Origin of the sequence: Bacillus sp. YP1 (genome assembly GCF_000877815.1) — a bacterium.
Lineage (GTDB): Bacteria > Bacillota > Bacilli > Bacillales > Bacillaceae > Bacillus > Bacillus subtilis.
The window spans coordinates 3732459-3746097 of sequence record NZ_CP010014.1 but is presented as its reverse complement, the minus strand read 5'-3'; the positions used below and the strand labels follow the sequence as shown (position 1 = coordinate 3746097).

12 protein-coding genes are annotated in these 13639 nt (G+C 41.1%); 3 read left to right on the top strand and 9 right to left on the bottom strand.

Features of this window, described 5'->3' with window-relative positions:
• Window positions 1-17 precede the first annotated feature (17 nt).
• Complete coding sequence (locus QF06_RS18410) at window positions 18-1355, bottom strand: aldehyde dehydrogenase family protein (RefSeq protein WP_041850308.1); 1338 nt, start codon at window positions 1353-1355, stop codon at window positions 18-20.
• A gap of 142 nt (window positions 1356-1497) precedes the next feature.
• Between QF06_RS18410 and QF06_RS18405 the strand changes: the two genes are divergently transcribed.
• Window positions 1498-2640, top strand: coding sequence for a TetR/AcrR family transcriptional regulator (locus QF06_RS18405; RefSeq protein WP_041850309.1), 1143 nt, complete (start codon window positions 1498-1500; stop codon window positions 2638-2640).
• Between the two features lie 517 nt (window positions 2641-3157).
• Here the strand turns inward: QF06_RS18405 and QF06_RS18400 are convergent.
• The 5 genes from QF06_RS18400 to QF06_RS18380 form a co-directional block, all read right to left on the bottom strand.
• Complete coding sequence (locus QF06_RS18400) at window positions 3158-4627, bottom strand: beta-barrel domain-containing protein (RefSeq protein WP_041850310.1); 1470 nt, start codon at window positions 4625-4627, stop codon at window positions 3158-3160.
• Window positions 4628-6811, bottom strand: a complete 2184-nt coding sequence (locus QF06_RS18395) for a peptidase domain-containing ABC transporter (protein WP_041850311.1) — start codon at window positions 6809-6811, stop codon at window positions 4628-4630.
• A gap of 81 nt (window positions 6812-6892) precedes the next feature.
• A complete protein-coding gene (locus tag QF06_RS18390) occupies window positions 6893-7138 on the bottom strand; it encodes a Blp family class II bacteriocin (protein WP_040081239.1) in 246 nt (81 codons plus the stop codon).
• Window positions 7139-7161: 23 nt separating this feature from the next.
• Window positions 7162-7359 (bottom strand): Blp family class II bacteriocin, encoded by a 198-nt coding sequence (locus QF06_RS18385; protein WP_040081241.1) that lies wholly within the window; start codon window positions 7357-7359, stop codon window positions 7162-7164.
• Between the two features lie 301 nt (window positions 7360-7660).
• Window positions 7661-8470, bottom strand: coding sequence for an SDR family oxidoreductase (locus QF06_RS18380; RefSeq protein WP_041850312.1), 810 nt, complete (start codon window positions 8468-8470; stop codon window positions 7661-7663).
• 116 nt (window positions 8471-8586) lie between these two features.
• Here QF06_RS18380 and QF06_RS18375 point away from each other — a divergent pair, with 116 nt between their 5' ends.
• Together QF06_RS18375 and htpG are read left to right on the top strand one after the other, a co-directional pair.
• Window positions 8587-8838 carry a hypothetical protein gene (locus QF06_RS18375; protein ID WP_003244458.1) on the top strand — a complete coding sequence of 84 codons (252 nt, stop codon included), beginning with the start codon at window positions 8587-8589 and terminating at the stop codon, window positions 8836-8838.
• A 167-nt stretch (window positions 8839-9005) separates the two neighbouring features.
• Window positions 9006-10886, top strand: a complete 1881-nt coding sequence (gene htpG / locus QF06_RS18370; protein WP_003243561.1) for a molecular chaperone HtpG — start codon at window positions 9006-9008, stop codon at window positions 10884-10886.
• A 41-nt stretch (window positions 10887-10927) separates the two neighbouring features.
• Here the strand turns inward: htpG and QF06_RS18365 are convergent, their stop codons facing one another.
• The 3 genes from QF06_RS18365 to QF06_RS18355 all read right to left on the bottom strand — a co-directional run bounded on the left by QF06_RS18365 (window position 10928) and on the right by QF06_RS18355 (window position 13513).
• Window positions 10928-12313, bottom strand: a complete 1386-nt coding sequence (locus tag QF06_RS18365) for a sugar porter family MFS transporter (RefSeq protein WP_033882801.1) — start codon at window positions 12311-12313, stop codon at window positions 10928-10930.
• Window positions 12314-12550: 237 nt separating this feature from the next.
• Window positions 12551-12859 carry a YxcD family protein gene (locus QF06_RS18360; RefSeq protein ID WP_003227046.1) on the bottom strand — a complete coding sequence of 103 codons (309 nt, stop codon included), beginning with the start codon at window positions 12857-12859 and terminating at the stop codon, window positions 12551-12553.
• Window positions 12860-12862: 3 nt separating this feature from the next.
• Entirely contained in the window at window positions 12863-13513 is a 651-nt protein-coding gene (locus QF06_RS18355; RefSeq protein WP_019712600.1) for a hypothetical protein, read from the bottom strand.
• Window positions 13514-13639 lie beyond the last annotated feature (126 nt).

Sequence of the window (13639 nt, the reverse complement as noted above, 5' to 3'; positions counted from 1 at the left end):
GATTCTCTTCGTTACGATTATTTGGAGGCTTGAATAAATACACCCTTCTCATGAGAAAACTCTTTGAATCCGTATACCCCATGATAGGAGCCGATTCCGCTTGTGTTTACGCCGCCGAATGGCAGGTTGACGTCACTGAAATGGACGACGACATCATTGATGGCGGCATTTCCTGATGTCGTGTGCTGAAGGACGTTGTCAATCAGGTCTTGGTTTTTGCTGAACACATAAAGCGCAAGCGGTTTATCGCGATCATTTACGTAATCGATGACCTCGTCGATGTCTTCATAATTCATCATTGGCAGGATCGGTGCGAAGATTTCCTCCTGCATGATTTTCATATCAGGCGTGACGTTTTTCAAAACGGTTGGCGAGATCGTGCGGTCACTGGCATCAAATACGCCGCCGAACACCACTTCCGCCCCTTTTTCGATGGCATCGTCGAACAGGTCTTTGACGCGGTTGAAGTTGCGGTCATTGACGATTTGCGTAAATTTGCTGCGGTCTGGGGTGTGATCATCCTCCATAAATCCTGCGTTGACAATTGTTTGTAAAATGCCCGCGAACCTGTCCTGAACGTCTTTTTTAATGAACAGGTAATCAGGTGCGATGCAGGTTTGGCCGGCGTTTACGAATTTGCCGACGGCGATTTTTTTCGCTGCGTCCATGAGATCGTATTCGCTGTCGATAATCGTTGGGCTTTTGCCGCCAAGCTCAAGTGTGACAGATGCCAAGTGTTTGGCCGCCGCTGTCATGACGATTTTCCCGACATTTGTGCTTCCAGTGAAGAAAATATGGTCAAACGGCTGATCAAGAAGCTCGGTTGCCACCTCAACCTCTCCTTCAAAAATCGCGACTTCTTTTTCATCAAACGCGTCTCTTATCACTTTAGCGGCAATGTTGCTTGTGTTCATCGTGAAATCGGACAGCTTCACAATCGCGCTGTTTCCGGCTGCGAGAGAAGCGGCAAGCGGCGCCATCGTCAGCATAAACGGATAGTTCCACGGGCCGAGGATGAGTGTGACGCCTTTAGGCTCGTACATAAGAATCCCGTTTGCCTCAGGGCTTAACGATGAACCGACTTCCTTAGGCGCCATCCATTGTTCCAGGTTGTTCATATTATCTCTGATCGCTTTTTTCGTTCCTTCGATTTCCGCTTTTTTGACCTCGTGATATGGTTTGCGGACGTCTTTGCGGATCGCTTCAATGATTTCTTCCTCATGGGCGATGACGGAATCTAAAAAGCGCTGAAGCTTCTCTTTGCGCTGTTCCGCTGTTGAAGCACGCAAGGCTTTTTGCTGTTTTTTCTGAAGCTGAAAGACACGCTGGATGTCGTCCTTTACTTTCTGTTCCATTGTAAGATCCCCCTCATTTGCTTTCTTCTTTTCTCGGACCTATTATAAGGTGGTACCTTTTTTATAAGAAAGACAACGGTGAACCATCTATACGTTACCGTACATATATTGAACAACTGTCTAATGATTGGAGGTGTCTTTTGTGCCGGAATCTGCCGAAGCTCAAGTGAAACAGGCGCTGCTGGCTTTATTGGAAGAAAGAGATATGCAACATATCACAATGAAAGAAATCGCTGAAAGGGCCAAAGTGAGCCGTGGGACGCTCTACCTTTATTATGAGGATAAGTTTTCAATCATTGAGGATGTGATCGAAGACATGAAGGAAGGACTGGGCAAAGCGCTTTTTGACGCCTTCAGTCATATGGATACCCTTCATTTGAACAAAAAACGGCAAACGGTGCATCCGACGCTGTCCTTTGTTCATGAGCATCGATCCTTTTTTTCTGTGATGATGAACAGAGGGCATTTCCATCGTTTTTTTAGGGATGTGTTTCAGCAGGATGTGCTGCTGACTCCGGTCCATGTGAATTTGACGCCGATCGAACGAGAAATTTACGGACATTACCGGGCCTTGTACACATACGCAATTATCCTGTATTGGCTGAATGAGGATGCGGCCGCGGCTCCGGAAGCTATCAGCCAAAAGGTATGGGAGCTTGTTTCTCAAAAGAGATTTTATTGGCTGTTTGGACAAGCTGTGCCAGGAGAGCGAGAGAAGGGCAAGCCAATCGACAGGCGGGTGGTTCGAACGAGAGAGGCGCTCCAGCAGGCATTTCTGGACGTATTGGCGGAGAAACAAGACTACGCGGGCATCACGATTTCGGATATTACGCGTAAAAGCAATATCCGCCGCGCAACTTTTTATGATCACTATGCCAATAAAGAGGAATTGCTCCAAACCATGATACAGCGATCATGTGCGGAGATCATTGATCACCTGACGATTGCCTCAAGTCCGAATGAGCTTTCCTTCGAAGAAGCGGAGGAGGTGCTCGCCGGCCTGCTTTCTGCTTTAGACCGCATGCCTATTGTCCATTTGCTCAATCGGGACTGGGTTGTTCCTCATGTGATACCCGAGTTGCTCAAAGCGTTGGAATCATTTTATCTGCATCAGCAAACTAATATTCCTGCGGAGAAAAAGCTTTATGCCTATTATGTATCGGCGATGATTATCGGGCTGATATTGTATCGACTCGATGAAGGGAAGGCGCATGCGCCGGAAGTGCTGGCGAGGAAGTTTTTGCAGTTTTTGGATGTGAAGAAGTATAAGGTTGTATTGCTATAAACGAGAGAAACCAGCCAGTGGCTGAAATGGAAGGCCGGAGAGTAACTTCAGTATGTTATGAAAAGAAAACCTAAGAGAGGTAACGTTTACAGGATATAAATTTGCCCGGATAGTCAGTCCGGGCTTTGTGTCGTTATGTCACTTGGTCTTGTGAGTTTCTTTCTTTTCTTTCAAAGTGAAATTTAAAAATAGAAGGGCTAAAAGAATTAGCGCAATGTTCACCGACCAAGATTTCCAGCTTGAAGTAGGATCTAAAATCGTATTGAAGAGCAAGTGAATAATAGAAGAAAATGAAAAGAGTAAAAATAATAGTTTGTTTTGCGACATAAATTGCTTGACCTTTCTGTTGAAAATTTAGTTGTAATTATAGCATAATTACATAAAACAAGAAATAAATCCACAAAAATGAAATTGCATAATAGTTTATTTTGAGTGGTTCACTTATTCTAAGTACATTATTTCAGACCGGTGAGTAACCCATAAACAGATTGCCTCTGTTGGATTTATATTTATTATATTATTGTAAATGTAGTATTTCTAGTAGATAATCAATGTACCTTTTAGAATCCACTATAATTGATACATCGGTCTGCATTCCATTTTTTAAGTGTAAAGTTGATCCGTTATCGTTCATAACTTTATTTTTCTCTATTGTGCTTTCAGCAATATAAAATTTTTGTCCGTTTTGATCACTAATACTGTCTGGACTTATTTTTGTAATGACACCTTTGATGGTTTGATTTGTATTTTCAATATGGAATCTTACTTCATCTTTTTCATTAATATTTGTGATCTCATGACTCGGAATATAAATATTAGCTTTAAGCTTCTCTTTATCAGGGATAATAGTCAAAATAGCAGTGCCTGCTTGTAAATTGTCACCTGGAGATATATTTGTTAGTACATTAACATAGCCGTCACTTGCTGCTTTTATTTTATATTTTTCTAATTGTAAATCTATCATCTTTAGATCATCCTCTTTTGATTTAAGAGTGGTCTGAAGATCTGTTTGCTTTTGAGATGTCTGATTTAGCAAGTTTGTTTTGAGCTGTTCAATAGAAAGCTTATAATTTGTTTCCTCTGAGTTATCGGAATCACTGTCAGAATCGTCACTTTTAATTGAACTGTTAATCTCATCAAGAGATTGATTTAATTCGTCTTTTTCTTCACTTAGTTTTACTAACATATCTTGTTTTAAACTTTCAAGCTGTCCGTTCAAGTTCTCTTTCTGCTGTGAAAAACGGTTTTTATCGAGCTCATCTTTCATCTTCCGTAGATCATCAAGCTGCTGCTCTACATTTTGTTTGTTAGTTTGATAACTATTATAGTAAGAACTGTACTTATCATCCTGTTTGGCAAAGGATTTATTGTTTTTAATGGAGTCTTGCAGATCAGAAATTCTTTGAAGCTTTAGTTTGACTTTGTTTTTTGTCTTATCCAGACTATCTTTTATGCTTTCTTTCTGCTTCTTAAGTTTTTTCTGCTGAGTTTTTGCATTTTCTTTTGATGACTCTAACAAAATACTTTGTTTTTCGTACGAGAGATATTGATCTTGATAACCCCAATGATCGTCCTCACTGAATAAATTTTTGTCATTTTCAATACTTTTTTTTAGAGTTTTGTTTAACGCAGCTTGTTCTTTTAAATCTTTGATATCTGCTTTAACAGCTCTTTTCTGCGCTTGGATTTCCGTATTGTCTAGAGTTAATAGAGTATCTCCCTTTTTCACCTTATCAACCTGTTTAATGTCAACTGTTTTTACTTTGCCGGCTACTTCGTTTGTTACGTTGCTGTTAGGCTTTGTATATTGGATGTCAGCTGTCGTTTTTAGAATCACTTCTTTCTTTCCATAGAAACTAAAAACAATACATGCAATAAGTAAAGCTATCAGTATATATGTAAAGAAAACACCAATTGGTTTGGGTTTTGATTCATAGAATTCTCTGCTATCCTTCAAATCATGTAAATTGAAAAAGTTACGTTTCATCTAAATAGTCACCATCCCTCTGGATGGCATTTGGTTCTCCCACAACTCATAGTACTTGCCTTTTTTCTTCAATAAATCATTGTGGTTCCCATACTCTATGATTTCTCCATTTTCCATGACAAATATTTTGTCACAATTCATAATTGTACTCAAACGGTGAGCGATTATAATCGTAGTTATACCAACAGTCTGATCGTATATCATTTTTGATATTCCCTGTTCGGTAGTCGTATCGAGATTGCTTGTTGATTCATCCATTATGAGAATGTTAGGTTTTCTTAATAATGCTCTGGCAATTGCGAGTCTTTGCTTCTGGCCTCCAGATAAATTAGACCCGTTTTCCTCTACGAGAGTATCGTATCTCATTGGTAAATCATTGACAAAATCGTGTACATTTGTTTGTTTGCATACTTCTATAATCTCTTCAAAGGTAAAACTGCCTGAGTTACCGAGCAGAAGGTTTTCAAAAATGGAACCCTGTATAAAGTGAGATTCTTGAGGGATATAACTTATACTTTCTCTTAATGAATGAGCATGAATATCATTGATATGATAACCATTAATTAAAATATCACCAGACTCAGCTGTATAAAATTTCATTAAGAGCTTAGTTAGAGTAGATTTTCCGGAACCGCTCTCTCCAATAAAAGCGACTTTCTCCCCTTTATCTATACGTAGTGTAATATCTTTTAGGATTAGTCGCCGAGTACCATATCGAAAGTTAATTTTAATAAATTCAATTGGGCCATTAATAGACCCTGGCGTTGTTATTTGAGCATCCTTATCTTTTATTTCGTGTTCTACTTCTAGTATTTCTCCCAGTCGTTTAGAAGCAACAGAAGCTGACTGGAGTTTCGATTGAAGGCCTATTATGTTCTGTAAAGGATTCAAAAAATATGTTAACAATGCATTGTATGTAATGAGCTGACCTATTGAAAGAGTTCCTTTCATCACTTGAGTTGAACCAATCCACAATATGAATGCTCCACTTGCTAAATCCAAAAACATTTTAATAGAATTTTGAAGATTATCGATAACTCCATGCTTAAAAGCAGAGCGCAAATATTTCACAAATCTCTTTTCTGTCTCATATGACATCATATATTCAGCATTATATGCTTTAATTGTTTCAATACCGTTAAGTGTCTCAACTATTTTTGAAGTCAGCTGAGCATTGTTTTCCATTTCAGTATTGTTGATGGATTCATATGGCTTCATAAAAAACCAAACTGTAAGAACATAAAATGGGATAAAAGCCAATGTAATTAAAAATAAAGTTGTATTTTGTAGATATAAAAAGATGCCTACCATTACAAGCATTACTGTATCAAGTACTACTGATAGAGAGGCGCTAATAATAGCATCAATTACTTTGCTAGCATCATTAAATCTAGATATAATCTCCCCGATCTTTCTAGTGCTAAAAAACTTCATCGGTAAGCTAAGTACATGTTTGAAATAACCAAACATTATTGAAATACTTAATTTTTGGCCCAATAATATCATTAAATATTGCCTAAAGGCTGTTAAAAGGACTTTAAATAAGTACATAATGATGAGGCCGAATGAAAGTATATGTAACGTGCTATTCAATCTATTTGGTAAAATCTCATCAATGACCGTTTGAAAATAAAAAGTCCCCATAATACCGAAAACTGTAATGATAAAGGATGCTAAAATTGTGTGGATGATCAATGATTTTTGATGAAGTATTAATTTGAATATATCACTTCGTATAGTACTGGTCTCTACATGGATCTTATATGTTTCAGAAGGAGTCAGTAAAATTAAGATTCCTGTCCAAACCTCTAAAAATTCTTTTTTTGTGTACTTAATGATTCCGCGGCCAGGATCTGCAATGATAATCTGGTCTTTTGTAATTTTATGAATAACAACATAATGTAATAATTGTCCATTAAGAATGATATGTGCAATAGCCGGCAGTGTAAAGGGTTCTTCTAAAGCTGTTTTGTCAGCTTTTACTCCTTTTGCTGAAAAGCCTAATTGTTCAGCTGCTCTGACTAGTCCAAGTGCGCTTGTGCCTTGTTTATCTGTTCCCGCAATATCTCGAATTTTATTTATTGATAATTTGGAGCCGTAATGCTTCAATATAGTGGCTAGACAAGCTGCTCCACAGTCTTTTTCATCAATTTGTTTTACATATTGGTACTTTTTAAAGAACATCTAAATACTCCATGATTCTAATTATTTTAAAAAAGAAAGACAATCTGTTAATCAAACAGATCGTCTTAAGTTAAGGGATTTTTAAGCCCCTTTATATCCTAAGTAACCACCGATGGCTCCTCCAACTACAACACCAGCGGCAACTCCCCATGCTCCACCTAGTCTTCCATATTTCGCGCCATTTTGGGCCCCTTTTACTACACCGCCTAGTATAGCTCCTCCTGTGAGTCCTCCAGCTACACCATCACCATAGCCTGAACCCCCTTCTACTAACTCAAGCTGATTATCAGATAAGACTTCAAAACTTTTATTTTCTAAATTATTCATATGTATATTCCCCTAACATTGTATTATTTTCTGTGATCCAAAGCGTAACCAATAGCGTATGCAGCAGCTCCATAATGAGCCCCAACAAAAGCGCCCGCTGGACCACCAAACATTCCTCCGATTGCAGCTCCATCAGCAGCAGCAAATAGAGTATTCTTCGTAACATTTTGCCAGTTTCCGCCTTCCACTTTTTCTAATTCTAAATTAGATAATTCTTTCATAAATAACCCTCCTTTTGTACTGGTTTCCTAGTTATTCTAGTATAAATTATTGGTAAAATCAATATCATTTACTATATTTTTCTTTGGTAATTAACTTACTTTTAGATGATGAAGATGTTGGAGTTTATTTAATTTCTTTTGGACAAACGACTTGACTTTAAATGTATATTCAAGAGGATAAATTGGATTATTACTATAATGTTCTAATAATCTACTGTATAAGATTTTTGAAATGCTAATCCTAAATTCAATAAAAGAGGGCAGATTTCTATCCACCCTCTCTTAATGAATCATCTGAATTTTATTTCCACTTCTCATCAATCAGCATCTTCCCAGGCCATGTATATGCCATGATGCCGCCGTCTGCGGTGATGTCCTCTCCTGTGACGTATGAGCTGTCGTCTGACGCGAGGAACAGGGCCACTGTCGCCATTTCCTTCGGCTGGCCGAGGCGGCCGAGCGGCGTGACCCATTTGTTGGCTTCGCGGAATTTTTCACCCATTTCCTGTTCTTTGGTGCCTGCTAATTTGTCAATCAGCGGGGTTTCGATCGTACCCGGTGAAATGGAATTGACGCGGATGCCGTTCCGTGCGTAGTCGATCGCCATCGCTTTTGTCAGGTTGGTGATGCCGCCTTTTGCTGCGTTGTAGCCCGAGCGGTCAAGGTCCGCGGCACGGCCTGACATGGAGGAGGTGTTGATGATGGAGCCTCCATTTTCGAGCATGAGCGGAATCAGATATTTGCTGCAAAGGAATGTGCCGCGCAGGTCGACAGCGATAATGCGGTCAAACAGGTCAACCGGATATTCGTGCACCTTTCCGCCTTCCTGATCAACGCCGGCATTATTAAACAGAATATCAATCGTTCCGCATGCATCCTTGATTTGATCAGCAAATGCTTTCACACTGTTTTCATCTGACACATCGAGGTGAAAGGATTCGGCCTGTCCTCCGTTTTTTCTGATTGCGTCAACTGTTTCTTCCATTTGATCTTTATTGATATCTCCGATGATCACACGCGCGCCTTCATTGGCAAAAACCTCTGCCGTCGCTTGCCCAATGCCTGTCGCGGCGCCTGTGATCACTGCTGTTTTGTTTTCAAGTCTTCCCATGATACGAGACCTCCTTTTTCTATTTGTCTTCCCGCTATGTGCAGTGATAAACATGCGAGAAAAGAAAGGCCAGCATATGTTAAGATGAATTAGAAATTGTTGGGAGGTTTGTATGTTTGAAGGTACAGCATAAGAAGGAGCTCAAGTTTTATTGCATCGTGACCATTCCATCTGCATTTGTTGTGCTGACTGTCATCTCTTTTTTATTGCAAGAGATTACGTTTCCGGTGACTGCAAGCGCATTTCTGAATGCTTCATGGCATAATCTTTTGTTTTTGATACCGTTCGGTTTGTTTTTCTACCCGGTGCATATTTGGATGAAGCGGGAGTTTGGCCGCTGGAATGACACAGAAAAAAAGAGAGGATGATGAAGCCTCTCTTTTTTATGAGAATGAGTGAGAAAAAGAGTGAAAACAAATCCAACTAATGTTAAATTTACATATATATGCATCTATCAATCTAATTGACAATTGTCATCTTATGTGATAAATAGATGCTGAAAAGGGTTTACATAATGGTAAAGGAGCGATCAAGAGTGGCGAAAAAAGAGTTTAAAGCAGAGTCTAAACGCTTGCTGGATATGATGATTAACTCCATTTATACCCAAAAAGAAATTTTCCTGCGCGAGTTAATCTCCAATTCGAGTGATGCGATTGACAAAATCTATTACAAAGCGCTTACGGACGATGCGCTTACGTTTGATAAAGATAGTTACTACATAAAGGTCGCAGCTGACAAAGATGCGAGAACATTAACCATCTCTGATACGGGGATCGGAATGACAAAGGATGAGCTTGAACAGCATCTTGGAACAATTGCAAAAAGCGGTTCCCTCGCGTTTAAAAAGGAAAACGAGCTGAAAGACGGACATGACATTATCGGGCAGTTCGGTGTTGGTTTTTACGCGGCATTTATGGTTGCCGATGTCGTGACAGTCATCAGTAAAGCGCTTGGCAGCGAAGAGGCTTATAAATGGGAGTCTGCGGGTGCAGACGGCTATACGATTGAGCCGTGTGAAAAGGATTCTGTCGGTACAGACATTATCCTGAAAATCAAAGAGAACACAGAAGATGACAGCTATGACGAGTTTTTAGAGGAATATCGTTTAAAAGCGATCATTAAGAAGTACTCCGACTTCATTCGCTATCCGATCAAAATGGATACCACCATTAATAAGCCGAAGGAAGGCAGCGAAAATGAATTTGAAGAGGTGCAGGAAGAGCAGACGGTCAACAGCATGGTGCCGATCTGGAGAAAAAACAAAAGCGAGCTGACAGATGAGGATTATGAAAAATTCTATGCTGAAAAGCATTACGGGTTTGATAAACCGCTGACACACGTTCATATCAGCGTGGATGGAGCGGTTCGCTACAACGCGATTCTATTCGTCCCTGAAAACATGCCGTTTGACTACTATTCCAAGGAATATGAGAAAGGCTTGGAGCTGTATTCCAATGGCGTGCTGATCATGAATAAGTGCGCAGACCTGCTACCGGACCACTTCAGCTTTGTGAAGGGCATGGTCGATTCTGAGGATCTGTCGCTGAATATTTCCAGAGAAATGCTGCAGCATGACCGCCAGCTGAAGCTGATCGCGAAAAACATCAGCAAGAAAATCAAAAGCGAGCTGCAAAGCCTGTTGAAAAAAGACCGCGAGAAATACGAGACGTTCTACAAGTCGTTCGGCAGACAGCTGAAATTCGGCGTGTACAATGATTTTGGCGCGAATAAGGATCAATTGAAGGATCTCCTCTTATTCTACTCTTCAAAAGAGAAAAAACTGGTCAGCTTAGACGAGTATGTTTCCAGAATGCCAGAGGAGCAGAAATTCATTTATTACGCGACCGGTGATTCTTACGACCGCATTGAGAAACTGCCGCAAACGGAAATGGTGGCGGACAAAGGCTATGAAATCCTCTACTTTACTGAGGACATCGATGAGTTTGCAATTAAAATGCTGGCTTCTTATCAGGAAAAAGAATTCAAGTCCGTATCAAGCGGAGACCTTGGCATAGACACGGATGAGGATCAAAAGCAGTCCGAGGAAGAGGAAAGCAAGTATAAGGATCTGTTTGAGGAAATGAAAAACATTCTGTCAGACAAAGTGAAAAACGTCAGAATCTCAAAACGGCTTAAATCACATCCAGTCTGCCTTGCTGCTGACGGCGAAGTGACAATTGAGATGGAAAAAATCTTAAATGCGATGCCTGACAGCCAAAATGTGAAGGCGGAAAAAGTGCTGGAAATCAACCCAAATCACGAGGTATTCCAAACACTGCAGGACGCGTTTGAACAAGATAAAGAGAAGCTGAGCCTGTACACAAACCTTCTGTACAATCAGGCGCTCCTCATCGAAGGCCTGCCGATTCAGGACCCTGTGGAATTTACGAACAATATTTGCAAGGTCATGGTGTAAACAGAAAAAGGAATCGTCTCATAAGGAGACGATTCCTTTTTTTATAATGTACGCTCATTCAGCACTTGGTTTTGGGTGCTTTTCTTCTTTTTAAACCGTTTTTTCAGGCTTGCTTCAATTTCCTCCAAGCTTTTCCCTTTGGTTTCCGGTACCATGTAGAACGCGAAGAAAAATGAGAGAAGACAAATGACTGAGAAAACCATAAAGACCCATGCGATGCCCATCGCGCTTAGCATCAGCGGGAAGACAAGCGATACGATCAGGTTAGCCGCCGATAACACCAAAGTCGTGAACCCTGTCGCGGCTCCGCGTGCTTTGGACGGGAAGAGCTCAGGCATGAGCACCCACACTACCGGACCCCATGTCGCCTGGTAAAAGACGATATAGACACCTAGAAAGACTACTGTCATCCACGCTGTAGATGCGGAAAGCCCCAGTGTCAGGAGCACGCCTGATAAAGCAGCAAGGCTCAGTGTGATGCCGACACTTCCCCAGATCAGAAGTTTTTTGCGGCCGACACGGTCAATTAAGATCATGGCAGTGATACACATGATGACGTTGAGGATGCCGATCCCCATTGTGCCGAGCGCCGAAGCTGATGTGCCAAGACCGGCCTTCGTAAAAATGGTTGGCGCGTAGTAGATGACCGTGTTAATGCCGACCGCCTGCTGGAAAATGGCAAGGCCGACGCCAATCAGAAGCATGGGGCGAATCCATTTGGCTTTCAACACGCTGAGTGTCGTTTCTTTTTTCTCCGCTTCCCCTTGCTTCATCTCTGCCAATTCCATTTCGATGTCTTGGGGATCATGAGTGATGTTCATGATGCGTCTCGCTTCTTCTTCGCGGCCGCGCTTCACGAGCCATCTTGGCGATTCCGGCATGAACGCGATGCCGATTAATAGAAGCACGGCAGGCACTGCAGCCAGACCGACCATCCAGCGCCACGCTTCAAACGGTGTGAACAGGTAGTTAACGATATAGGCGAGCAAAATCCCGGTGACAATCATTAAGTTGTTCATTGTGCCGAGTGTCCCGCGAATTTTCGTCGGTGCCATTTCGGAAAGATACACGGGCACAAGTGCCGTTGAACCGCCGACGGCCAACCCGAGTATCACCCTAGATGCAATCAGCATGCCGATTGTTTGAGAAAATGCGCAAGCGAGCGCGCCGATAATAAAAATGATGGAAAGGACAAATACAACCTTTCTCCTGCCCCAGCGGTCTGAGCATGTGCCGCTCAAGGCAGAACCGAAAATCGCGCCAAGGAGCAGCATGCTGACAACCAATCCTTCTGTCAATGTCGTTAAAGGAATATCGTTATTGATAAACAGGAGTGCTCCGGAGATAACACCTGTATCGTAACCATATAGCAGTCCCCCTAAAGCGCCGAAAAAGTAGATCATATATTTCCTTGTGTCTTTCTTCACAAATGTCTCCTCCTCAGTTGTTGAGCCAATGAGTATCTAAAATGTATAACAAAGTTAATAGATTAGTACCCATTTCCTATCTCATTTGAAACATTTGTTTTGAACAAACGGAAACGTTAAAGCCAAAAGAGATGATCACAGATCCGCTGAGTTTAGGAAAAACGAAATAACTTTATGCTCAGAGAAACCATTAAAAAAACCTTACTCGCGCGGAGTAAGGTTTTGATTAAGACATTTTTATTCTTCTGCTTCGTTGACGAAAACCAAGGCGGAGAAGCCTTTTTTCTTATCAAATTGCAATTCAACGACGGTAACGTCCGGATTGAAGTTATGGTATTCCTCTAAGAACTGAATAATGCCTTCTGAAATGTCATCTGACATAAGCTGCTTGTGGTGCAGGCCAAATGTAGCTTCAGCGAAGAACCCTGTACGCTTGTTATAAGATAGCTCCTTTACTTCAACGTCTTCAGGGTAGATATCTTCTTCATTGGAAATATACACGCAAATTCCATCTACAATTTCTTGCTCATTTAATATTAATCTCATTGCCTAAAATCTCCTTCTGTACGTCTTTGGTGCTTTAAATGCGCGAATCAGTGCGATGACAATGATTAAAATAATGATCAAAGCGATGATATCAACGATCCAGGCAATGGGTGAAGCGCCATACGAAACATAGCCTGGGCCTCCGACTGGATGATAGGTGTAACCCCATGGGTGCATCATGCTGATCATGAACATACCCATTGTAAATCCGCTATAATATCCAAACCATCCTGATGGTGCGAAACCTGCGTGATAGTAATGATTGACTGAAACATATCGTCCGCCAACATAAGCTTTAGACGTTTTTCCGCTGTATGTCTTTCCGGTTACTTTTGATGTAGCGCCGGAAAAGGTGCCTGACGATTTTTTAGAGCTTGATGAGCTTGCCTTTTCCGAAGGCTTCTTTTTAAGCGAAATCGATGATGATGAATCGTCAGGCGTCTTGGATTTTTTGCTAGAAGAGCTTGATCCTGAGCTGTAGCTTGATTTCGGGCTTGATTTATAGCTTCCGCTGTATGACGAGCTTGAACTTCGGCTGCTGTAACTAGATGATGAGCGGCCGCTGAAGCTCTTTGCATGAGAAATCGTTGATGGCAGCAGTACACCTAAAGCAACGGTTACTGCAACTAAGGCTTTTACATATTTAAGTTTCATTCTGTTTCCTCCATAGACCATCGAAACGGTCCGCTATTCTGACCAGCAAATAAAAGAAGCTGGGTTAGCTTTATTTCATATGAGCTAGATGATATGAACGTTTCATACTTTTGCTTTCTCAATCAC

What these genes read in the sequence shown, in the direction of transcription:
- QF06_RS18385 (WP_040081241.1), bottom strand. Translation starts at nt 7,359, where the DNA reads ATGAAAGAATTATCTAATTTAGAATTAGAAAAAGTGGAAGGCGGAAAC.
- QF06_RS18410 (WP_041850308.1), bottom strand. Translation starts at nt 1,355, where the DNA reads ATGGAACAGAAAGTAAAGGACGACATCCAGCGTGTCTTTCAGCTTCAG.
- QF06_RS18390 (WP_040081239.1), bottom strand. Translation starts at nt 7,138, where the DNA reads ATGAATAATTTAGAAAATAAAAGTTTTGAAGTCTTATCTGATAATCAG.
- QF06_RS18395 (WP_041850311.1), bottom strand. Translation starts at nt 6,811, where the DNA reads ATGTTCTTTAAAAAGTACCAATATGTAAAACAAATTGATGAAAAAGAC.
- QF06_RS18360 (WP_003227046.1), bottom strand. Translation starts at nt 12,859, where the DNA reads ATGAGATTAATATTAAATGAGCAAGAAATTGTAGATGGAATTTGCGTG.
- QF06_RS18380 (WP_041850312.1), bottom strand. Translation starts at nt 8,470, where the DNA reads ATGGGAAGACTTGAAAACAAAACAGCAGTGATCACAGGCGCCGCGACA.
- QF06_RS18355 (WP_019712600.1), bottom strand. Translation starts at nt 13,513, where the DNA reads ATGAAACTTAAATATGTAAAAGCCTTAGTTGCAGTAACCGTTGCTTTA.
- QF06_RS18400 (WP_041850310.1), bottom strand. Translation starts at nt 4,627, where the DNA reads ATGAAACGTAACTTTTTCAATTTACATGATTTGAAGGATAGCAGAGAA.